The sequence below is a fragment of the Geminicoccus roseus DSM 18922 genome, from assembly GCF_000427665.1.
In the GTDB taxonomy this organism is placed as follows: domain Bacteria; phylum Pseudomonadota; class Alphaproteobacteria; order Geminicoccales; family Geminicoccaceae; genus Geminicoccus; species Geminicoccus roseus.
Genome location: NZ_KE386572.1, coordinates 640,576 through 661,443 on the forward strand (window position 1 = coordinate 640,576; position 20,868 = coordinate 661,443).

At 67.3% G+C, this 20,868-nt stretch carries 20 protein-coding genes; 4 read left to right on the plus strand and 16 right to left on the minus strand.

The window, feature by feature from the left end:
- Window positions 1–2: 2 nt before the first annotated feature.
- From GEMRO_RS27530 to GEMRO_RS0104425, 7 genes are all read right to left on the minus strand, one after another.
- A complete protein-coding gene (locus GEMRO_RS27530; protein WP_051328681.1) occupies window positions 3–1,688 on the minus strand; it encodes a Na/Pi cotransporter family protein in 1,686 nt (561 codons plus the stop codon).
- Window positions 1,689–1,758: 70 nt separating this feature from the next.
- The gene (gene hisS / locus GEMRO_RS0104400; protein WP_027133041.1) at window positions 1,759–3,003 is read right to left on the minus strand and encodes a histidine--tRNA ligase; all 1,245 of its coding nucleotides are present in this window, start codon (window positions 3,001–3,003) and stop codon (window positions 1,759–1,761) included.
- A 34-nt stretch (window positions 3,004–3,037) separates the two neighbouring features.
- Entirely contained in the window at window positions 3,038–4,276 is a 1,239-nt protein-coding gene (gene ispG, locus GEMRO_RS0104405) for a flavodoxin-dependent (E)-4-hydroxy-3-methylbut-2-enyl-diphosphate synthase (RefSeq protein WP_027133042.1), read from the minus strand.
- Between the two features lie 109 nt (window positions 4,277–4,385).
- Window positions 4,386–5,414: a helix-turn-helix domain-containing protein gene (locus tag GEMRO_RS0104410; protein WP_027133043.1), complete on the minus strand. Its 1,029-nt coding sequence runs from the start codon at window positions 5,412–5,414 to the stop codon at window positions 4,386–4,388.
- 114 nt (window positions 5,415–5,528) lie between these two features.
- Window positions 5,529–7,862, minus strand: coding sequence for a phosphoenolpyruvate--protein phosphotransferase (gene ptsP / locus GEMRO_RS0104415; RefSeq protein WP_051328682.1), 2,334 nt, complete (start codon window positions 7,860–7,862; stop codon window positions 5,529–5,531).
- Window positions 7,863–7,867: 5 nt separating this feature from the next.
- A complete protein-coding gene (locus GEMRO_RS0104420; protein ID WP_035486424.1) occupies window positions 7,868–8,911 on the minus strand; it encodes an NAD(P)H-dependent flavin oxidoreductase in 1,044 nt (347 codons plus the stop codon).
- Window positions 8,912–8,918: 7 nt separating this feature from the next.
- Entirely contained in the window at window positions 8,919–10,142 is a 1,224-nt protein-coding gene (locus GEMRO_RS0104425; protein WP_027133046.1) for an aspartate kinase, read from the minus strand.
- 205 nt (window positions 10,143–10,347) lie between these two features.
- On the opposite strand from GEMRO_RS0104425, the gene ubiG reads away from it, so the two are divergent.
- From ubiG to GEMRO_RS0104440, 3 genes are all read left to right on the plus strand, one after another.
- Window positions 10,348–11,124 (plus strand): bifunctional 2-polyprenyl-6-hydroxyphenol methylase/3-demethylubiquinol 3-O-methyltransferase UbiG, encoded by a 777-nt coding sequence (gene ubiG / locus GEMRO_RS0104430; protein ID WP_051329548.1) that lies wholly within the window; start codon window positions 10,348–10,350, stop codon window positions 11,122–11,124.
- 184 nt (window positions 11,125–11,308) lie between these two features.
- Complete coding sequence (locus GEMRO_RS0104435) at window positions 11,309–11,758, plus strand: hypothetical protein (protein WP_027133048.1); 450 nt, start codon at window positions 11,309–11,311, stop codon at window positions 11,756–11,758.
- 94 nt (window positions 11,759–11,852) lie between these two features.
- A complete protein-coding gene (locus tag GEMRO_RS0104440; protein ID WP_027133049.1) occupies window positions 11,853–12,356 on the plus strand; it encodes a hypothetical protein in 504 nt (167 codons plus the stop codon).
- Window positions 12,357–12,493: 137 nt separating this feature from the next.
- On the opposite strand, the gene GEMRO_RS0104445 is transcribed toward GEMRO_RS0104440, so the two are convergent.
- From GEMRO_RS0104445 to GEMRO_RS27540, 3 genes are all read right to left on the minus strand, one after another.
- Window positions 12,494–12,919 (minus strand): DUF1178 family protein, encoded by a 426-nt coding sequence (locus tag GEMRO_RS0104445; protein ID WP_027133050.1) that lies wholly within the window; start codon window positions 12,917–12,919, stop codon window positions 12,494–12,496.
- 33 nt (window positions 12,920–12,952) lie between these two features.
- The gene (grxC, locus tag GEMRO_RS27535; protein ID WP_035484735.1) at window positions 12,953–13,237 is read right to left on the minus strand and encodes a glutaredoxin 3; all 285 of its coding nucleotides are present in this window, start codon (window positions 13,235–13,237) and stop codon (window positions 12,953–12,955) included.
- 63 nt (window positions 13,238–13,300) lie between these two features.
- Complete coding sequence (locus tag GEMRO_RS27540) at window positions 13,301–14,074, minus strand: ComF family protein (protein ID WP_035484737.1); 774 nt, start codon at window positions 14,072–14,074, stop codon at window positions 13,301–13,303.
- A gap of 218 nt (window positions 14,075–14,292) precedes the next feature.
- On the opposite strand from GEMRO_RS27540, the gene pyk reads away from it, so the two are divergent.
- The gene (pyk, locus tag GEMRO_RS0104460) at window positions 14,293–15,708 is read left to right on the plus strand and encodes a pyruvate kinase (protein ID WP_027133051.1); all 1,416 of its coding nucleotides are present in this window, start codon (window positions 14,293–14,295) and stop codon (window positions 15,706–15,708) included.
- On the opposite strand, the gene GEMRO_RS0104465 is transcribed toward pyk, so the two are convergent.
- From GEMRO_RS0104465 to GEMRO_RS0104490, 6 genes are all read right to left on the minus strand, one after another.
- A complete protein-coding gene (locus tag GEMRO_RS0104465) occupies window positions 15,701–16,141 on the minus strand; it encodes a GFA family protein (protein WP_027133052.1) in 441 nt (146 codons plus the stop codon). The genes pyk and GEMRO_RS0104465 overlap by 8 nt on opposite strands.
- On the minus strand, window positions 16,072–16,566 hold the full coding sequence (locus GEMRO_RS27545; RefSeq protein ID WP_205624897.1) for a DUF1284 domain-containing protein: 495 nt from the start codon (window positions 16,564–16,566) through the stop codon (window positions 16,072–16,074). The genes GEMRO_RS0104465 and GEMRO_RS27545 overlap by 70 nt, the downstream gene beginning before the upstream one ends.
- Before the next feature lie 32 nt (window positions 16,567–16,598).
- Entirely contained in the window at window positions 16,599–17,195 is a 597-nt protein-coding gene (locus tag GEMRO_RS0104475; RefSeq protein ID WP_051328683.1) for a biotin transporter BioY, read from the minus strand.
- A 34-nt stretch (window positions 17,196–17,229) separates the two neighbouring features.
- Window positions 17,230–18,417 carry a UbiH/UbiF/VisC/COQ6 family ubiquinone biosynthesis hydroxylase gene (locus GEMRO_RS0104480; RefSeq protein WP_027133054.1) on the minus strand — a complete coding sequence of 396 codons (1,188 nt, stop codon included), beginning with the start codon at window positions 18,415–18,417 and terminating at the stop codon, window positions 17,230–17,232.
- 273 nt (window positions 18,418–18,690) lie between these two features.
- Entirely contained in the window at window positions 18,691–19,857 is a 1,167-nt protein-coding gene (locus GEMRO_RS0104485) for an ABC transporter permease (RefSeq protein WP_027133055.1), read from the minus strand.
- The gene (locus GEMRO_RS0104490; RefSeq protein WP_027133056.1) at window positions 19,854–20,852 is read right to left on the minus strand and encodes an ABC transporter permease; all 999 of its coding nucleotides are present in this window, start codon (window positions 20,850–20,852) and stop codon (window positions 19,854–19,856) included. The genes GEMRO_RS0104485 and GEMRO_RS0104490 overlap by 4 nt, the downstream gene beginning before the upstream one ends.
- Window positions 20,853–20,868 lie beyond the last annotated feature (16 nt).

Consider the following 20,868-nt stretch of genomic DNA (forward strand, 5'->3'; position numbering starts at 1 on the left):
GGTCAAGTCGGCAGACGCTCCTGGTCGGGCACCTCGTCGACATCCCGCGCGCGCAGCCGGCTCGCGGCGAGTTCTCCCTGCCGCTCCAGGATAGGATACGCCACGGCGACGACATGGGCATGGATACGCTTGAGGTCGCGCATGACATCCAAATGAAGGCTGGAACTGTCCCGGGTGTCGAGTCGGCCGGTCATCAGCCTGGCCAAGTGACTCTCGGTGTAGCGCCGTTCCAGGTCACGTATTCTCGACTTCGCGGCAAACAACCGGCGCGCGTCACCGATTTCGGAGGTAAGGAACACAGCGAAGGCCAGTTCCATGTCGCGCAGGATCTCGCCGTGGAACGCCTCGATCTCCTTCATGCCGTCCACGGAAAACTGCGTGCGGTTGCGGATTTTCTTGGCCGCAAGGTCCATCAGGTTCTTGTCGATGATGTCGCCGACATGTTCAAGATTGGTGACGAAGGTCAGGATCTCGATGTGCCGCGCCCCTTCCTTGCGATCCAGCTCACGCTGGCCAAGCTCGGTGAGGTAGTTCTTGATCGCCTCATGCAGCCGGTCGACCACATCGTCCTGATCGCGGATCTGCTGGACCAGCCGCGGGTCATCGGTGCGGAGGACCTCCGTGACCCCACGCAGCATCGTCTGGATCACCTCGCCGACGCGCAGCGTCTCGCGCACGGCCGAGGCAAGCGCCACGGAAGGCGTATCCAGCGCGTCGTGCTCAAGGAAGCGCGCGGCGCCAGGATCGGCAGCATTGGGCTGCTCGGGCATCAGCCGGGACATCAGCCGGGCCAGGGGTCCGGTCAGCGGCAGGAACACCAGGGCCAGCAGAAGATTGAAGCCGATATGAGCGGCGATCGTCACCATGCCCGGCGCACCGATGCTTCCGGCGATCGGGGGGATCTGCTCCACGAAGGGCAGCAGCAGGAGCGCCATGCCGGCCCGGCTCGCCAGGTTGCCGATCGGGGCCCGGCGGCCCGCCGGCGGCGCCCGCGAGGTGAGCATGACGGCCACCAGCCCACCCCCTGCATTGGCGCCCAGCACCAGGGCCATGGCCAGGGCCAGCGGCACGACCTCGCTGCTTGCTAGGGAGGCCACCAGCAGCACGACGGCCAGGCTGGAATGCAGCAACCAGGTCAAGAGGGCGGCAAGCAGGAAGCCGACAAGGGGAGTATCCGCCAGGGCTGCCATCACCTCGCCCATGACGGGCGAAGCCGCCAACGGGCCAGCAGCCAGCACGATCTCCTTGAGCGCCAGAAGGATGAGACCCAGCCCGATGCCGACCCTGGCAATGTTGCGCGCACGGACATGCTCGCTGCCGAGAAAGACGGCGACGCCGAGGAACAGGAAAAGATAGGCCAGCCAGGAGATCCGGAACGACAGCAGCAGGCTGATCAGGGCCGTGCCGACATCGGCGCCCAGCATCACCGCCAGGGCCGGGCCGGTCTCCATGATGCCGCGCGCGGCGAACGAGGAGGCCAGCACCGAGGTCGCGGTGGACGACTGCAGCAGCATGGTGACGCCCAGGCCAGCCGCGAATCCGGCGAACCGGTTCTGGACCGATGCGCCCAGGAAGTGGCGCAAGCCTGCCCCGAAGGCCCGCGTCATTCCGGTCCGGACCACGCGCACGCCCCAGAGCAGGAGCGCCACGCCACCCAGCAGGTGCAGAAGTGTTTCGGTGCCGTTCAACGCATTGGTGGCCCTTGTCGGAGGACCACCTACGTCAGCGAAGCGTCAGGGCAATGTCAAACCTCGCGTGTCACGCCGAGTGGTTGAGTTCGCCCAGTAGCAACTCGCGCGACACACTGCGCTCCTGGCCGGTCGTCAGGTCGCGCAGCTTCACCACGCCAGCGGCCAACTCGTCCTCGCCCAGGAACAGGGCCAGCCGCGCCTGCAGGCGGTCGGCGCGCTTCATGCGCTGGGCGGGCTTGCCCTTGTAGGCGAGTTCCACGGAGTGCCCGGCCCGCCGGAGATCCGCAGCAAGCTGCCAGGCAGCTTTCTCCGCCGCCGGCCCGATCGGCACGATCGCCAGGGGCCGGATCTCCGCCGGCGGCGCCTCGATCAGGGCCGCCAGCCGCTCGACACCGGCTGCCCAACCGATGCCGGGCATCTCCGGACCACCCATGCTGCGGATCAGTCCGTCATAGCGGCCGCCACCCAGGACGGTACCCTGCGCTCCCAGGTGGGAGGTGACGAACTCGAACGCCGTGTGGCTGTAGTAGTCCAGGCCACGGACCAGCCGCGGGTCGAGCTGGTAGCCGATCCCAAGAGCCTCCAGGCCGTCCGTCACGGCCTGGAAGAAGTCCCGGGAGGCCTGGTTCAGGCTGTCCGCCATCAGCGGCGCGTTTGCGACGACCGCCCGGTCGCCCTCGTCTTTGCTGTCCAGGATCCGCAGCGGATTCTTATGCAGGCGGGTCCGGCTGTCCTCGGACAGGGTCGCTTCATGGTCGCGCAGATAGGCGACCAGCCGCTCACGGTAGGCCAGCCGGCTCTCCGGGTCGCCCAGGCTGTTCAGGTGCAGCACGGTCTTCGACAGCACGCCCAGCTCGTCCAGCACATGGGCGCCCAGAGCGATCGCCTCGACATCCGCCATCGCCTCGGCGGCACCCAGGATCTCAACGCCGATCTGGTGAAACTGGCGCATGCGTCCCTTCTGGGGCCGCTCGTAGCGGAACATCGGGCCATGATAGAACAGTTTCACCGGCAGGGACTGCTGCAGCCCGTTGGTGATGAACGCCCGGGCTACGCCCGCGGTGTTCTCCGGCCGGAGGGTCAGCTGGTCGCCGCCCCGATCGGTGAAGGTGTACATCTCCTTGGTCACGACGTCGGAGGTATCGCCGAGCGTGCGGGCAAAGATGTCGGTGAACTCGAAGATCGGCGTCTCGATCTCGGAGAACCCGTATCGGGCCGACAGGCTGCGCGCCGTCTCATGGACGTGACGATGGCGCAGCATGTCCTCGCCCAGGAGATCGTGGGTGCCGCGGACGGGGCGCAGGTCGCTCATCGCTGTTCAGAACTCTCGGAAAGACGGGAAGAAATCAGGCGGCGTCGCGCCGCCCGTAGCGGCGCTCGACATAGGCCTGCACGATCGCCTGGAACTCTTCGGCGATCGTCGGGCCGCGCAAGGTATGGCGCTTCTCGCCGTCGATGAACACAGGTGCTGATGGGTTTTCGCCCGAGCCCGGCAGCGAGATGCCGATATCGGCATGCTTGCTTTCGCCGGGGCCGTTCACGATGCAGCCCATCACCGCGACCTTCATGGTCTCGACGCCCGGATGGCTGGCCTTCCAGACGGGCATCTGCTCATCCAGCCAGGTCTGGATCGACAGCGCCAACTCCTGGAACAGCGTCGAGGTCGTCCGGCCGCAGCCAGGACAGGCGGTCACCGCGGGCGCGAACTGGCGCAGGTCGAGCGCCTGCAGCACTTCCTTGCAGGCCTCGACCTCGCGCGCCCGGCTCTCGCCGGGGCGCGGGGTGAGCGAGGCGCGAATCGTGTCCCCGATCCCCTCGGTCAGCAGCAAGGACAGGGCGGAAGCCGAGGCGACGATGCCCTTGGTGCCCATGCCGGCCTCGGTGAGGCCCAGGTGCAGCGCGTAGTTCGAGCGCCGTGCCAGGTCCTTGTAGACCGCCACCAGATCGTGGACGCGGCTGAGCTTGGTGGAAATGATGATGCGATCGGAGGGCAGGCCCAGCGCTTCGGCGCGCTCGGCCGACTGGAGCGCCGAGATCACCATGGCCTCGCGCATCACGTCGTCTGCCGGACGCGGGTCGGACCGGCGGGCATTGGCGTCCATCAGGCCGGTCGCCAGCTCCTGGTCGAGCGAACCCCAGTTGACCCCGATGCGCACCGGCTTCCCATAGCGCAGCGCCGCCTCGATCATCTGCTCGAACTGGATGTCGCGCTTCTTGCCGAACCCGACATTGCCCGGGTTGATCCGGTACTTTGCCAGGGCCATGGCCATCTCGGGATGGTCGGCCAGAAGCTTGTGACCGTTGAAATGGAAGTCGCCCACGATCGGGGTGTCCCATCCCAGGAGCCGCAACCGCTCCACGATCGCTGGCACTGCCTTGGCGGCGGCGTCATCGTTGACGGTGATCCGCACGATCTCCGAGCCGGCCTTCGCCAGTTCGATGATCTGCCGGGTGGTGGAGTCGGCGTCGCCGGTGTCGGTGTTGGTCATCGACTGCACGACGATTGGTGCGCCGCCGCCCACGGCGATTCCGCCCACGTCCACGGCATGAGTGCGATGACGAACGATCTGGCCCAAAGCCACCATGAGCGGAACCGGTCCCGGCTTGCGTTACGTGCGGCGGGGATAGCCCAGACGACCGGCCCGTGTCACGATCCAACGGCTCTCCGGCCGCTGTCGCCCTGTCCTGCCACCATCATCGTGGAACGGAGCGGGCCTTCAGCGCTGCCGGATCGAGGGGAATGTTCTTCAGAACAGCCCCCCGCGCCCCAAGCGGAGCTAGCTCGATCCCGTCCACCATGACCTGCAGCCCGCCGGCATTCCCGGTCCAAAGGGCCAGGTCGGTGCGCTCCGGCAGCAAGAACCGCTCGCCCGCCTCCATCAGCCGGCTGCGGGAGAACTGCCGGTCGGCCGAGCGGATCTGGATCCAGGCTGGTTCGGTCGCGACCAGAACGACCCTGGCCTCGCTGGCGATCGCGGCCCCCACGCCCATGGCCGGGCGTTCGTCCGCCACCGGAGGCGCAGGCGCCTGGGCGACAGCGGCAGGCTGTGCGGGCGATATACCGATCGCGACCTCCGTCGCTCCCCCCGCCTGGAAGGCGCCTCCCTCCACGACGGCCACGGCATCCGCAGGTGGGGACGGTGCATCAACGGCAGCCAGACTGGTTTCGGGCTGCGCGGACGGTTCCGGTGCGACCGGAGCCGGCACGATTGCGAGCTCGGTCGGCTGCGGCGTGGTCACCACGACGGGCGGCGGGGACGGCGGCTCCTCGTCGACGATGTCGACCGGCGTCGAGATCTGGCTGCTCAGGTAGGACCAGCCGCCATAGCCCGAGCCAGCCAGCACCAGAGCCGCCAGCACGGCGACCAGCAACGGACGCCGTTCCTCCCTGGGGACCGGCATCGGGCGCATCCCGGTCGTTCCCTCCATGGAAGCCGGTCGACCCGCCTTCAGCCGCCGGACCAGCCGCTGGCCATCCAGCCCCAGATGATCCGCGTAGCTGCGCAGGAAGCCCGAGAGGTAGGGCAGGCCCGGCATCGTGCCATGGTCCCCCTCCTCGAGCGCGAACAGGTAGGACGGCTTGATCCGCAGGAGCTCGGCGACGTCGTAGAGATCCTCCCCGCGCCGCTGCCTGGCAGCCCGCAGTTCCCGGCCGATCAGTGTGGCGGCATCCTCGCCACCGGGGCCGTTGATCTTGTCGATGGAAACGGATCCTGGAGACATGGGTCGGGATCGACCTCGGTCACGCTGGAGGGGCGGTTCGGAAGAAGAAATAGCAGAAATCGGCAACCAAACCAAAGAAACAGACCAGCCGGAAACCCCGAGGAGACTCACACTTCAGGGGCGATAGACACCCGGCGGCAACACTACCTGGTGATCCTGGGCGTAAGCCTGCAGTCGTCGACGCAGCGAGTGGTCGGAAACTTCCAGCAAACTCGTAAGATAAGTGTGTAATGGCCCGATCTCGACCGATCTGAGCATCGCCTTGACTGGCGCCAGGTCCGCGGTGGTGACCGAAAGGTGCCGCACACCCAGCCCGATCAGCGCCAGCGCCTCCAGCGGCCGGCTCGCCATCTCGCCACACACCGACAGCCGCACGCCGCTCGCCCGGCAGCGCTGCACGAGATCATGCACGAAGTTCAAGAGGCCCGGCGAGAGGACGTCATAGCGGTCGGTGAGCTGCGGGTTGCCCCGGTCGCAGGCGAACATGAACTGGAACAGGTCATTGCTGCCGAGCGAGACGAAGTCGACCCGTCGCAGGATCGCCGGAAGCTGCCAGAACAGGGCGGGCACCTCCAGCATGACCCCGACATCCAGCTTCACGGGCCGCGGCCGTCCCTCCGCATCCAGGCGAGCGAGTTCCCGATCAAGGAGCGCGCGAGCCGCATCGAACTCGGCCACCTCGGTGATCATTGGGAACATGACGCAGAGGGGACGGCCGTCCGCGGCGCGCAGCATGGCGCGGAGCTGCTCGCGCAAGACGACCGGCCGATCCAGCATCATCCGGATCGCCCGCCAGCCCATGGCCGGGTTGTCCTCCGCAGGCGTGCGCCAGTAGGGAAGCTGCTTGTCGCTGCCGACATCGAGGGTGCGGAACAGGATGGGCAGGTCGCCCACCTTTTCCATCACGCTCCGGTAATACTCGGTCTGCGCCTCCAGGTCCGGGTAGCGAGCCCGGTTCATGAAGGTCAGCTCGGTGCGGAACAGGCCGATTCCCTCCGCCCCGCTCTCGTCCAGATGGGCCAGATCGATCAGGAAGGCGGCGTTCAGCGACAGGCCGATCCGGATACCGTCCAGGCTCACCGAGGGAAGGTTGCGCTGCGCCTCCAGGATCCGCCGCCGCTCGACCCGGATCAGGATCGAGTTGGCGAAGGACTGCTCGACGTCTTCTGACGGGCGCAGGAAGACGTGGCCATGGTCCCCGTCGACCGCGATCAGGTCGCCCGGATCGGTCGCCGCCATGACCCCTTCAACGCGACCGAGCATCGGGATGTCCAGGGCCCGCGCCACGATGGTGACGTGCGCGGTCCGGGAGCCCTCCTCCAGCACGATCCCTTTGATCTTCGTGCGGTCGTACTCGATCAGGTCGGCGGCCGAGAGGCTGCGGGCGATCAGGATCGTTTCCGCCGGCAGATCGGAGGGGTCGTGGTGCAGCGTCTGCCCAGTGAGCTGACGGAGCAGCCGGTTGGCCAGATCGTCCAGGTCCTGCAGCCGCTCGCGCAGATAGGGGTCCGCGACATGGCCCAGCTTGAGCCGGGTCTCCTCCTGGACCCGGCGCACCGCCGCCTCGGCGGACAGGCCCGTCTCGATCGTCTCGCGGATCCGGCGGACCCAGCCGGGATCATGCGCGAACATGCGCAGGGCCTCGAACACGTCGCGATGTTCGCCGGTACCAAGGTCCGGGCTCTCGACCAGCGCGTCCATCGAGGCGCGGAACTTGGCCACCGCCACGTCCAGCCGCGCCAGCTCCGAGGCGCTGTTCTCGGCGATCAGCTTGCTGATGACGATCTTGGGCTCGTGCAGCCAGGCCCGGCCGATCGCCACGCCTTCGACCAGCCGCACGCCGTCTAGCCGTGCCGACTCACGGCGCAGCCCAGCGATGTAGCCATAGACCTTGAGGTCGACCAGGCCGCCCGAGGCGAACATCTCGGCCAGGATCGTGCCGATGACCTCGAGCGCCTCGACTTCGTCGTCGGAATAGTTCCGGGGCGCCCGGTTCTGCACCGTGAGCACGCCCGCCACCCGCCCGGAGCGCAGCAGCGGCACGCCCAGGAAGGAGTGGTAGATTTCTTCCCCCGTCTCCGGGAAATACCGGAAGTTCGGGTGCGACTGGGCGTCGGACGTGTTGACCACCTTGCCGGTGGCCGCGATGGAGCCGACCAGCCCCTCCCCGACCCGCATGCGGACCCGGTGCACCGAGTTGGGTGCAAGGCCCTCGGTGGCGAACAGTTCCAGCAGGTCCCCGGAGCGCTGTGCGTAGACCGAGCAGACCTCGGCCACCATGTCGGTCGCGATCATCCGCACGACCCGGTCGAGCCGCTGCTGCGGCTCCAGGGGGATCGCGGCGACCTCGATCAGGCGGCGCAGGAGCCGTCGGGATGCGGCGGACTGATCGTAGCTGCGCGGCTTGTCGCCCGCGGACGGGTCGACCGCCCCGTGCCGCGGGGCCACCGCCGCTACTCCGCTGCTGCGGGCACAGGGCCCGCCTGGAGGCCACGCGCCAGCGCGGCCTCGGTCTGCCCGACCAGTTCGGCCAGAATGTCGGCGACCGGCTCGACCGCCTTGACGAAGCCGACGCTCTGTCCAGCCATCACCGACCCCTGCTCGACATTGCCCTCGACCACGGCCCGACGCAGGGCGCCGGCCCAGAACCGCTCGATCAGCAGGGAGGCTTCCTCGAAGCTGGTCTCGCCCCGGCGGTGGCAGGCGATCACCTCGACCTGGGTCTCGGCGAAGCGCTGCGTCCCCGCATTGGCCAGCCCCCGCACCGGGATGACCTTGAACTGCGGATCGATCTGCACCGAGGTCACCGCATCCCGGGCGCTGGCACGCACGAAGGCCTGCTTGAACGCCGGGTGGGCGATCGATTCGGTGGCGGCGGCGAAGCGGGTTCCCATCTGGACCCCGGCAGCGCCCATGCGCAGGTAGCCGGCGATCATCTCGCCGTGGCCGATTCCCCCTGCCACGAACACCGGCACGTCGGTGACGAAGGGCAGGATCTCCTGGGCCAGCACGGAGGTCGAGACTGGTCCCACATGGCCGCCCGCCTCGCTGCCCTCGATCACCAGCGCATCGGCGCCCGAACGCACCAGCTTCTTGGCAAGCGCCAGGGTCGGCGCGAAGCAGACCAGCTTGGCGCCGCCCTTCTTGATCGCCGTGATCGTGTCCTTCTGCGGCAGCCCGCCGGCCAGCACGATATGGGTGACCCTGCGGTCCAGGCAGACCTGGACCAGCTTCGCCAGGTCCGGATGCATGACGATGAGGTTGACGCCGAACGGCGCCGAGGAGAGCGCCTGGGTCGCCTGGATCTCTTCGTCCAGCCGCTCCGGCGTCATCGCCCCGCAGGCCAGCACCCCGAACGCCCCAGCCTGGCCCAGCGCGGTGACCAGGTTGCGCTCGCTGACCCAGGTCATCGCGCCGGCCATGAACGCCAGTTCGCAGCCCAGGAAGCGACGACCGCTGGCGGAGGCGGCGGCGAGCAGCGGATGGGAGGGCAGCATCGTCACGTTACGTAGCGTCCAGACCATAGGCAGAATGCAGCGAGCGAATGGCAAGTTCCATGTAGTCCGCCGCGATCAGCACGCTGACCTTGATTTCCGAGGTCGAAATGGCCTGGATGTTGATGCCGCGGGCCGCGAGGGTCTGGAACATGGTGTGCGCGACGCCGGCATGGCTGCGCATGCCCACGCCCACCACCGAGATTTTCACGACATTGCCGTCGGCATCGACGCGCTCGATCCCGACCGTGCTCTTCAGCCCGTCCAGCACCGACTTGGCCCGGACCAGGTCCGTCTTGCCCACGGTGAAGGTCATCGAGGTGGTGGCCCCGTCCGAGGACACCGACTGGACGATCATGTCGACATTGATGTTGGCTTCCGAGAGGGGCCCGAAGATCGCCGCGGCGACCCCAGGCTGATCCTTGACCCCGGCGAGCGTGATCTTCGCCTCGTCCTTGCTGTGCGCAATCCCGGTGACGATGTTGCTTTCCATGATCTCGTCCTCGCCGGCCACCAGCGTGCCGGGCTTGTCTTCGAAACTGGAGAGGACCTGGACCCTCACCTGATACTGCATCGCCAGCGCGACCGACCGGGTCTGCAGGACCTTGGCGCCCAGCGAGGCCAGTTCCAGCATCTCCTCATAGGTGATCCGGTCGATCTTGCGGGCCTTGTCGCTGATCCGGGGGTCGGTCGTGTAGACTCCATCGACGTCGGTATAGATGTCGCAGCGCTCCGCGCCGATCGCGGCCGCGATCGCCACGGCGGACGTGTCCGAGCCGCCCCGCCCCAGCGTCGCGATGCGCCCCTCGGGCGAGACCCCCTGGAAGCCGGAGACCACCGCGACATGCCCGAGTTGCAGGGTCCTTTTCAGGCTGTCCGCCGGGATCTCGCCGATTCGGGCCTTGCCATGGCCCCCTTCGGTCACCAACGGGATCTGCCAGCCTTGGAACGAGCGGGCCGGCACGCCAAGCTTGTTGAGCGCGATCGCCACCAGGCCACTGGTGATCTGCTCGCCGGCGGCCACCACGGTATCGTACTCGGCGGGATCGAAATGCCCGTCATCCAGCTCGTCGACCCATTTCACCAGCTGATTGGTGGTGCCTGCCATGGCCGAGACGACCACAGCGACCTGATGGCCCGCGTCGACTGCCCGTTTGACGAGGCGCGCCACGTTCCGGATGCGATCTGGATCGGCGACGGACGTGCCGCCATACTTCTGAACCAGCAGAGCCAAGGATCGACGCTCTCGAGTGGGGTGGGAGCGGCCGACGTCGCATGCGAGCCACGTCATCCCACGATTTGATGGACGCGGTTCTCTTACTGATGCGGCCGGCCTACCACAAGCCCACCCGCCGTCGCTCCACTGGTCGGGAGAACCCGGAACAAACAACTGGTAGAAGCCGGAAGCGGCGGATCTGCTCTTGAAGGAAAGCCAAGACGTGAAGCGCAGGGCAGGACACGAGAACAAGGGCGACACGGAGCGGACCCAACCCGGGATCGACCGGCTCGAGGTCCGCAAGTTCGCGGCGCTGGCGGACGAGTGGTGGGATACCTCCGGCCCCATGGCGCCCCTTCATGCGATCAATCCCTGGCGGATCGGCGCCATCCGCGCTGCGGCCTGCCGGCATTTCGGCGTGGATCCGGAGGCGCGGGCGCCGCTGGAAGGCCGCAGCCTGCTTGATGTCGGCTGCGGCGCCGGGCTCCTCTGCGAGCCGATGGCGCGTCTCGGCGCCAGCGTGACCGGCATCGATCCGGCCAGGGAGGTGATCGAGGTCGCCAGGTTGCATGCGGCGGGGCAGGAACTGCCGATCACCTACCGGGCGGGCACGGTCGAGGAGGTGGTCCGGTCCGGGCAGCGTTTCGACCTGGTCACTGCCCTGGAGGTCGTGGAGCATAGCGAGGACCAGGCGGAGTTCGTCCGTGCCGCGGCCGCCTGCGTCGCGGACGGCGGCCTCCTGGTCCTGTCGACCCTGGCTCGGACCAACCGGGCCTGGCTGGAAGCGATTGTGGCCGCAGAATATCTGCTGCGCTGGCTTCCAGCCGGGACGCACGACTGGAGGCGCTTCGTCAAAGCGTCGGAACTGGCCCGGATGGTGCGGGCAGCGGGGCTGACCGTGCAGGAGGTGCGATCGGTTCGCTATGAAGCAGGCACCGGCCGCTTCGTCGATGCGCCCCGACCGGACGTCAACTACCTGATGGTGGCGGCACGCTGCTGACAGTCAGCCAACACAGGGCTGCCACGACATTTCCAGGAAATTGCACACTAGCACCAGAAAAAATCTGAAACTCTGAATAAGACCCGCCCGTAAATCTTATTTTCGTCTTGCCAAGTATCAGGCAGCGGCAGAATGAGTGGGAAAACAGCGCACCCCGGCGCTGGTGCAGGGTGGAGGATGTCGCATGTCGGGTGGATCGGTATGGGGGCGGCGGCTGCTGGTCGCGCTTGCGGTGGTCGTCGGTGCAGGCCAGGCCGGCTCGGCGCTGGCAGCCTGCGCGCAAGCGGATGTCGCCGGGACGTGGCAGGCCTACAGCCTCATCTCCCCACTGGCTTCCTCACCCCTGGCGCCTGCCAAATCGCTGCCCTACTGGTACCGTTGCACGTTCTCCATCAAGCCCAACGGCCAGATCAACAACCAGAACTCGATTTGTACCGACCAGGCTGGCGCCAACACGCGCGCGTCCGGCACGATCGGCATGATCGGCACGGGCTGCATCCTTCACGGATACTACCAGGTCGGCAACGTGCGCATCGCGGTCAGCCGCGGGGCCATGAACCGCGCGAAGGATCATATCGACGGGGTAGGATCCGCGCCTACGGGGATCGTCATCTTCAATGCGACCAAGCTCTGATCCGTCGGCTCCGGGTCATGCCATCGCAGGCACCTGACCGGGCCTCTCAGAACGCAGCCACGCATGAAGTGACCGCACACGCGGAGAATAGTCTATGTTGCATGTGAACCGCTCCATCCGGCGCCTGGCCGCGATTGGCCTGTCCCTCGGCAGTCTGGCACCAGCCGCTCCGGCCATGGCCGCTTGCAGCCAGAGCGATCTCGTCGGCACCTGGCAGGTCTTCTTCTCCAGCCACTACGGATACTATTCTTCGAGTTCCACGGGTTCTTCGGGGATGGATTTCACCTTCAACTCCTCCAGCAACGAGGGGTTGCTTTCCTGGAACTGCACCATCCAGATCAAGCCCAACGGAGCGTTCACGGCAGACCGCTCCACCTGCCAGGGCGGCCTCCCCATCAAGGTCTTCGGTCTTGTCCGACCGACCAGCGGGCCGAGTTGTACCTATCAGGGCTATCTACAGACCGCTGGCACCGTTAGCGCTCGCATGGACTTGACCCATGGCACGCTCAGCCGGTCCAAGGACCACATCAACGGGGTCGGCGCCTTCAACCTCGGCCTCATCAAAGGCGCCGTGATGTACAGCGCGGTCAAACTCTGACCCGCATCCTGGCGCCCGTGCCGCGGGAGTTGTGATGGCCCACGAACAAGGACCGGCTTCGGCATTGCTGCCGCCGGTCCTGACTTGGTCGCTCGCCCGGCGAAGACATCGAGGTCCTTCCGGGCACCGCTTTCGGGCTACGCATCCGCCTTGGGCAGCGGCGGCAGGAAGCCGAAGCTCACGCCTTCGTCGTGCAGTTCCTTGGCTTCCTGAAGCGTAGTCTGCCCGAAGATATCGCGCTGCTCCTTGTCGCCATAGTGGATCGCGCGGGCCTCCTCGGCAAATCGTTCGCCGACATTCTCGAAGTTCTTCTCGACATGCTCATGGGCGGCCCGAAGCTGCTTCATGACCGCCGCCATCCGCGCGTTCTTCTCGGCCTGGGCTGCCGCGGCATTCTCCGATGTGCGCACAGCCGGCGCCATGATCGACTTGGTGACCCGGCCATCGCCGCAGACAGGGCAGGAAAGCACACCCTTGCCAGCCTGCTCCTCGAACGCGGCGTTATCGCGAAACCATCCCTCGAACTCGTGCTCGGCCTCGCAGCGCAAGGTGAACTTGATCACGTCCCGGCTCCTGGCAGCATCACGGACCGGCGCCTAGGCACGACCGGCGGGTTCGTCCGCACCGGGCTGCAGCAGGCCGTCCAGCCTGCCGGCCGCGTCCAGGGCATGCAGGTCGTCGCTGCCGCCGATGCCGCGGCCGTCGATGAAGATCTGCGGCACGGTGGTCCGGCCATCCGCGCGGCCGAGCATCTCGGTCCGCCGGCCGGGATCGGTCCACAGGTCGATCTCCTCATAGGCCACGCCCTTGCGGTCCAGCAGCCGCTTGGCGCGGATGCAGTAGGGGCAAATGGGCGTGGTGTAGATCTCGACCTTGGGCATCGCTGAACCAGTACTCCGAAGATCACGTTGCCGGATCGAGGGAAGCACCCGGCCCGACAGCGGCTAGTCTATGGACGATATGGTCATCGGATCGCCTCGCACCACCCTTGCCAGGACCAGGACATCCACGTTTGTGGCTCCGGCACGACGCAGAGCCTCGGCACAGGCGGACAGGGTGCTCCCGGTGGTAAGGACGTCGTCCACCAGGACCAACTTCCGTCCCTGCACGAGGCTCCGCCGCCGCTCCGGGACATCGAACACGCCGCGTCCCATGTTGCGCGCCCGCTCCACTCCGCCCAGGCCCTGCTGGCTGGGCGTCGCCCGTACCCGGACCAGTACTTGGTCCAGCACCGGCAGCCCGATCGTCCTGCCGACCATGCGCGCGAGAAGGCATGACTGGTTGAAGCCTCGGTGCAGCATCCTCCACCGGTGCAGAGGCACCGGCACGAGGCCGTCGGCGGACCGGTAATCGGCTGCGGCCCGGGTCATCCAGGCGCCGAACGCCTGGACCGCCTGCAGCTTTGCCCGATGCTTCATCGCCAGGATCATCGGGGCGGACGCAGAATCGTAGCGCAGGGCGGCCCGGGCACGGTCGTAGGCCGGCGGGCTGATGACACAGGCCGGGCACACCACTATACCCGGCGGAGCCTGCAGGATGGGGACAGCGCAGCGCTCGCAGGCAGGCTCCGCGATGAACCGCAGCTTCGCCCAGCAGGCCGGACACAAAGTGCCTTGTTCCCCGACCGTCTCGCCGCAGGACGGGCAGCGGGGCGGCAGGATGGCATCCAGGAGCGAGCGGCCAAGCAAGCTGACGATGCCAAGTTTCAGGAGGGTCATCGGGCACCGCCCATTTCCGGCAGAGAAATCAATCAGGGGTTGCAATCGCGCTAGCAGGATCACCCCTGGGAGACAATACTTGCCGCGGGTGGCGAGCCCGGTCCTCAGCCGTCGGGCGGCGATGGATGCAGGCTTGAACCACAATAGGTTCAGGCGTGTCATGACATCGCAGTCCGGCGAAGCTATAGGGGCCAGACTTTACGGCATGAGGAAGCACCATGCGTCGCGAACGCTGCGCCAAGATCGTGGCCACGCTGGGTCCGTCCAGCAGTACCGAGCAGCGCATCCGCGAGCTGGCCAAGGCCGGCGTGGACGTGTTCCGGTTCAATTTCAGCCATGGCAGCCATGACGACCATGCCGAGCGGTTCCGCATCGTGCGGGCTGTCGAGAAGGACCGCGGCCGGCCGATCAGCTGCCTGATCGACCTGCAGGGCCCGAAGCTTCGGATCGGCACCTTTGCCGAAGGCAAGGTCAACCTGACCGCCGGGCAGCCCTTCCGCCTGGACCTGAACCGCGGCCCGGGTGACGAGCAGGGCGTCCAGCTCCCCCACCCGGAGATCTTCAAGGCGCTCAAGGCCGGCACCGACCTTCTGCTCGACGACGGCAAGATCCGCCTGCGGGTCGAGAAGGTCGGCAGCGACTATGCGGAAACCGTCGCGGTCACCGGCGGCCCCTTGTCCAACCGCAAGGGCGTCAACGTTCCGAACGCGGTGCTGCCGATCTCGGCGCTGACGCCCAAGGACCTGAACGACCTGGCGTTCGGCATGGACATGGGCTTCGACTGGGTGGCGCTGAGCTTCGTGCAGCGCCCCGAGGACGTGGCCGAGGCGCGCAAGCTGGTGGTCGGCCGGGCCGCGATCATGGCCAAGATCGAGAAGCCCCAGGCGATCGACCGGCTCGACGAGATCCTGGAACTGGTCGACGGCATCATGGTCGCCCGTGGCGACCTGGGCGTCGAAATGCCGCCCGAGCTGGTGCCCGGCCTGCAGAAGAAGATCATCCGGGCCTCGCGCGAGCAGGGCAAGCCGGTGATCGTCGCGACCCAGATGCTGGAGAGCATGATCAAGGCGCCGGCACCGACCCGTGCGGAAGCTTCCGACGTCGCCACCGCCGTTTATGACGGCGCCGACGCCATGATGCTGTCCGCCGAAAGCGCGTCCGGCGACTATCCGATCGAGGCGGTCCAGATCATGGACCGGATCATCAAGACCACAGAGCGCGACCCGCTCTACCGGACCTATCTCGACGCGTTCCACGCCGAGGCGCAGCGCACCACCGCCGATGCGATCACCCTGGCGGCGGGCCAGGTCGCCCACACCATGCAGGCGGTGGCGATCGTCACCTATTCCACCAGCGGCGCCACCACCCTGCGGGCAGCGCGCGAGCGGCCCGACCGGCCGATCATCGGCCTGATCACCCGGATGGGAACGGCGCGCAAGCTGGCGCTGGCCTGGGGTGTCCACCCGATCTTCACCGGCGATGCCCATTCGCTCGACGAGATGGTCGACAAGGCGCGCCGCTATGCGGTGGAGGAAGGCTTCGCCCAGGCCGGCAACTGCATCGTGATCACGGCCGGGCTGCCGTTCGGGACGCCCGGCGCCACCAACCTGCTGCGGATCGCCTGGGTCACTTGAGCGAAGGAGCGGGCGGCTCGCCGTCGAAGCAGGCCGCCCGCTCCGGCAGGATCACCCCCGGCAGCTTCTCGGCCGTCCAGATGTGGCTGGCGGTGGTGAGGTCGACCGGCTCGTCCAGCGAGCCGCCCTTCACGCTGAACGTCCCGTCGCGGGCGGAGCGATGCCAAAGCCGGCTGCCGCAGGTCGGGCAGAAGGCGCATTCCAGGGTATCGCCGGTCGAAGTCGGCCTGCTCCAGCTGGCGGGAATCCCCTGGAGCAGGCGCACCCCATCGGCCGGAAGGATCACCGAAATCCCGAACGCGGAAGCCGATTGCCGGCGGCACTGCCGGCAGTGACAGACATAGAGGTCGACGACCGGCGCGGTCAGGGCATATCGGATCTGCCCGCACTGGCAGCCTCCGGTCCGGAGCCCGGTGTGCTTGTCCTGGTCCATGCGTCTTTTCCACCTGTCCCGTGGGCCGGCTCCATCCTGCCGGCGTGAAGGCGGCTTCCCGTGAAACCGCTCTGTGCCACCTCCGTGCAGAGGTCTGACCATTCGCAGTTCTGGCAGGCTGCGCGGATGCTGCCACCGCGAAAGGCGGTCCGCATCCGCTCCAGCCCTGCCGCATCCAGGATCAGGCGCTCTCCAGGCGCGATCGGCCGGCCCAGCAGGTCGGCGACCGCCTGGGCGGCCCGTCGGTCGCGCTCGCCCACGCCGGGACGATGGCAATGACTCTGCTGGTCAGCCAGGAGCGGGGCACAGACGTCGTCCGGGCCGCTGACCAGCAGGATCTCCTCGCCGTTGCCAAGCCGCGCCGCCAGCTCGTTGAACCGCGCCACGAAAGCCGGGCTGTAGCCCTTGCCGACATAGGTCAGCATGCAGAGGAGGTGATGGGCGCGAAGCCGGACAGTCACTGTTCGCTGGACGTCCGGCCCAGCCGCCGCGATGCCTCGACGACGCCCACCGTCAGCCCGGACTTCAGCGCGGCGCCGATCAGGAACGGCATCACGCCCAGGGCAACCGCCTGCTCCCCGCCGATCAGGACCGCCAGCCACGACGCGCCCAGCGCTAGGATCAGGGCATTGCCCAGGAGCATCACGGCGAACGAGCGCACGACGTTGCCGACGGTCCAGCCACGCTCCGCCAGGAAGCCCACCAGCATCGCAGCGATCGGGAAGGCGGCGAGGTAGCCGGCGGTCGGGCCGGCAAAGTGTGCCGGACCAGCAGCGCCACCGGACAGAACCGGCAGGCCGATCATGGCTTCGCCCAGCCAGGCCAGCACGGTGATCGCGCCCAGGCGCCAGCCGTAGAGGGCGCCGACCAGCGTCACCGCGAAGGTCTGCATGTTCATCGGCACCGGCACCATCGGCACCTCGATCCAGGAGGCCGATGCCAGGAACAGCGTGCCGAACAATACGGCCAAGGCCTTGAGGGCGAAGGTGCGGTCGGAGAGCCGCAGGGGCACGAAGGTGTCGGGCAGGACCGCAGCCCCGCTCACGTTGCGCATGGAAGAACTCCTCTGGAAGGTCGATGGCGCCGGCTCACTCCCTGGGCATGCCGAGCGTGCCCATGGCGTGACGCATGAACAGGCGCTTGAGCGGTGGCAGCCGCTCAACCACAGCCAATCCGGTCTCGCGCGCCAGCTTGAGGGGAAACAGGTCGTTGCCGAACAGCCGGTTGATCCCGTCGGTGATCGCCACCATCGAGATGCCGTCGAACCGGCGCCGGGAGGCATAGGCCTCGAGCAGGGCTGCGTCACCCGGATCGAGGCCGGCATGCAGGCGCCCTTCCACCAGTTCCACGATCGCCTCGACATCGCGCAGCGCCAGGTTCCAGCCCTGCCCGGCGATCGGATGGATGCCGCGCAGCGCATCGCCCACCAGCGCCACCCGCTGGTCGGTCGACCGCTCGGCCATCACCATGCGCAGCGGATGGGCAAAACGAGGCCCGATCAGTTCCAGCTGGCCCAGGGCATCGCCGAACCGCTCCGCGACCTCGGCCAGGAACATCGCGTCGTCCAGCCGGCCGACCTCCTCGGCCAGGCGCTCATCCAGCGCCCAGACGATCGAGGAGCGGTCGCCGGTCATCGGCAGCATCGCGAAGGGGCCGTCGGGGAAGAAGCGCTCGACGGCGCGGCCCAGATGCGGCTTCTCGTGACCGAGGGTGCAGACGAAGGCCCGCTGGTGATAGTCCCACTCCTCGACCTCGATCCCGAGCAGGGTGCGGGTCCGGCTGAAACGCCCCTCGGTCACCAGCAGCAGCTTGGCGGTGACGGTGCGCCCGGCGCCGAGCGTCACGGTCACTCGCTCGGGCGTCCGCTCCATGTCGACGAACCGGGTGGATCCCAGCACCTGCACGTCCGGGAGTTCGTCCAGCCGTGCCAGCAGCGCCTGCCGGATCGCGCGATTCTCCACGATCCAGCCGAACGGCTCAACGCCGACATCCTGGTGGCGGTAGTGCACCGTGGCCGGCGAGCCTTTCTCGCCAACCTCGATCTCCAGGATCGGCTCGGCCTGGCCGGCCATGCCCTCCCAGGCGCCATAGCGCGCCAGCTGCCGCTTGGAGCCCAGGGCGATCGCGGTGACCCGGCCGTCGAAGGAAGGCTCCGTCAGCCGGTCGATCCGCTCCTGCTCGACCACCAGGACGCGGCCGCCCGCCTGTCCGAGCCCGGCAGCCACGGCCAGGCCGGTCAAGCCGCCACCCACGATCACCACGTCGAAGTCCGTCACCGATGCTCCTCTTCCGCCGCCACGCGCAGCACCATCCGGCTGCCGCCAGGATAGGCATCTGGCCAACCCTTCACCACGGCCAAGCCGTGCAGAATTGGAAGGCCTGCCCGCAGCCTGGTTTGGCACGCCTCTTGCTGGTGATGTAGCGTGACCATCTTCCTTTTGGCCCGAGCGTCACGAACGGTTTCCCTGGTGCTGCCGTGTCGTGACCATTCCAGCCCGGAGGCTCGCCTCCGGGCCTTTTTTTGCCCATGTCCGGGCAGCCCGGAACCCTCAGTGATATGGGTCGGCCGCGTCGCGCAGACCATCGCCCATGAAGTTGAACGCCAGCACCACCAGGATCACCGGCACCACCGGGAGCAGCAGCCAGGGATAGAGCGCCACCACGTTGACATTCTGGGCATCGTTCAGGAGCACGCCCCAGGAAACGATCGGCGCGCGCACGCCCAGGCCCAGGAACGACAGCGCGGTCTCGCCCAGGATCATGCTCGGGATCGACAAGGTGGCCGAGGCGATCAGGTGGCTGGTGAAGGAGGGGATCAGGTGGCGGCCGATCACCCGTGACGGCCGGGCCCCCATGAAGGTCGCCGCCTGGGCGAAGTCCTCCTCCCGCAGCGACAGGATCTTGGAGCGCACCGCCCGGGCAAGCCCGGTCCAGTCGATCAGGCCGAGGATCAGGGTGATGCCGAAGAATACCCAGATCGGGTCCCAATCCACCGGCATCGCCGCCGAGAGCGCCAGCCAGAGCGGGATGGTCGGAAAACACCGGATGACCTCGATGACCCGTTGCACCGCCGAATCGACCCAGCCCCCGTACCAGCCAGCCATGCCGCCCAGGGAGATCCCGAGCACGAAGCTGACCGCGATGCCGATCAGGCCGATGGTGAGCGAGATCCGGGCGCCATAGAGGATCCGGGAGAACATGTCCCGGCCGAGCCGGTCGGTGCCGAGCAGGTAGAAGCTGCCCCCTTCCGGGGGACACACCAGATGCAGGTCGCCCGGAATGATCCCCCAGAACTGATAGGGATCGCCCGAGCAGAAGAACCGCAGCTTCTGGACCTTGCTGGTGTCGGGAACATAGATCCGCTTGAGCGTCTCCATGTCCAGGGTCTGCTTCCAGCCATAGACGAACGGCCCGACCAGTTCGCCTTCGTGGAACAGGTGCACCATCTGAGGCGGGCTGTTGATGGCGAAGGCGTTGCGTGCATCGCGGCCGTGCGGCGCCAGGAACTCGGTGACGAAGATCGTGGCGTACATGAACGCCAGGAACCACATCGAAACCACGGCCAGCTTGTGGCGCTTGAAGCGCCACCAGAGCAACTGCCACTGCGAGGCCTTTGCCCAGCGTTCCCGCTCGGGATCGACCGGATCCTCCTGGTAGGGGTCGAACGGCGCCCGATCGACCCAGCGCTCGGACAGGGGATGGCGGCGCTCGCTCATCGTTCGGCCCCGGCGCCCAGTCGGATCCTGGGGTCGAGGAAGCCCAGCAGGATGTCGGAGACCAGCGTGCCGATCACGACCAGGGTCGCTTCCAGCATGAGAAAGGAGCCCGCCAGGTACATGTCCTGGGTCTGCAGGGCCCTGACCAGCATCGGGCCGGTGGTCGGCAGGGAAAGCACCACCGACACCAGGGCAGCGCCACTGATGAACTCGGGGAGAAGATTGCCGATATCGGCCACGAACGGGATCAGCGACACCCGCAGGGGGTATTTGATGAGCACCCTTCGGGACGGCAGCCCCTTGGCGTGCGCGGTGGTGACGTAGGGCTTCTTGAGTTCGTCCAGAAGATTGGCGCGCAGCCGACGGATCATGGCTGCCGTGCCGGACGTGCCGATGATCAGCACCGGGATCCACAGATGCTCCAGCACCGAGAGGAACTTGCCCCAGGACATCGGCTGGTCGAGGTAGCGCGGGTCGACCAGGCCCCCGATCGAGGTGCCGAACCAGACGTTGGCGAAATAGAGCATCAGGAGGGCCAGCAGGAAATTCGGCGTCGCCAGGCCCAGGAAGCCCAGCAGGGTCAGGCTGTGGTCGCCCCAGGAATATTTATGGGTCGCCGAGTAAATCCCGATCGGAAAGGCGATGATCCAGGTGAAGATGATCGTCGCGAAACTGACCAGGAAGGTCAGGAGCACACGGTCGCCGATCACGTCTGCGACCGGCAGGTTGTACTCGAACGACCAACCGAGATCGCCTTGCAGGAGGCCTACCACCCAGTACAGGTACTGCTCCCAGAGCGGTCGGTCCAAGCCGTACTGGGCCCGCAGATATTCCAGCTGCGCCTGGGGCATGTTCTCGCCCTGCGACTGCATCTCGGCCATCTGGCTGGTGAGATAGTCGCCCGGCGGCAGCTGAATGATGACGAACACGACGACGCTGATCGCGATCAATGTCGGGATCATCGTGAAAAACCGACGGATCACGTAGCTGAGCAACGAGCGTTCCCCCGAC

What these genes read in the sequence shown, in the direction of transcription:
- hisS (WP_027133041.1), bottom strand. Translation starts at nt 3,003, where the DNA reads ATGAGCGACCTGCGCCCCGTCCGCGGCACCCACGATCTCCTGGGCGAG.
- ispG (WP_027133042.1), bottom strand. Translation starts at nt 4,276, where the DNA reads ATGGTGGCTTTGGGCCAGATCGTTCGTCATCGCACTCATGCCGTGGAC.
- GEMRO_RS0104410 (WP_027133043.1), bottom strand. Translation starts at nt 5,414, where the DNA reads ATGTCTCCAGGATCCGTTTCCATCGACAAGATCAACGGCCCCGGTGGC.
- GEMRO_RS0104420 (WP_035486424.1), bottom strand. Translation starts at nt 8,911, where the DNA reads ATGCTGCCCTCCCATCCGCTGCTCGCCGCCGCCTCCGCCAGCGGTCGT.
- GEMRO_RS0104435 (WP_027133048.1), top strand. Translation starts at nt 11,309, where the DNA reads ATGTCGGGTGGATCGGTATGGGGGCGGCGGCTGCTGGTCGCGCTTGCG.
- GEMRO_RS0104440 (WP_027133049.1), top strand. Translation starts at nt 11,853, where the DNA reads ATGTTGCATGTGAACCGCTCCATCCGGCGCCTGGCCGCGATTGGCCTG.
- grxC (WP_035484735.1), bottom strand. Translation starts at nt 13,237, where the DNA reads ATGCCCAAGGTCGAGATCTACACCACGCCCATTTGCCCCTACTGCATC.
- GEMRO_RS27540 (WP_035484737.1), bottom strand. Translation starts at nt 14,074, where the DNA reads ATGACCCTCCTGAAACTTGGCATCGTCAGCTTGCTTGGCCGCTCGCTC.
- pyk (WP_027133051.1), top strand. Translation starts at nt 14,293, where the DNA reads ATGCGTCGCGAACGCTGCGCCAAGATCGTGGCCACGCTGGGTCCGTCC.
- GEMRO_RS0104465 (WP_027133052.1), bottom strand. Translation starts at nt 16,141, where the DNA reads ATGGACCAGGACAAGCACACCGGGCTCCGGACCGGAGGCTGCCAGTGC.
- GEMRO_RS27545 (WP_205624897.1), bottom strand. Translation starts at nt 16,566, where the DNA reads ATGCTGACCTATGTCGGCAAGGGCTACAGCCCGGCTTTCGTGGCGCGG.
- GEMRO_RS0104475 (WP_051328683.1), bottom strand. Translation starts at nt 17,195, where the DNA reads ATGCGCAACGTGAGCGGGGCTGCGGTCCTGCCCGACACCTTCGTGCCC.
- GEMRO_RS0104485 (WP_027133055.1), bottom strand. Translation starts at nt 19,857, where the DNA reads ATGAGCGAGCGCCGCCATCCCCTGTCCGAGCGCTGGGTCGATCGGGCG.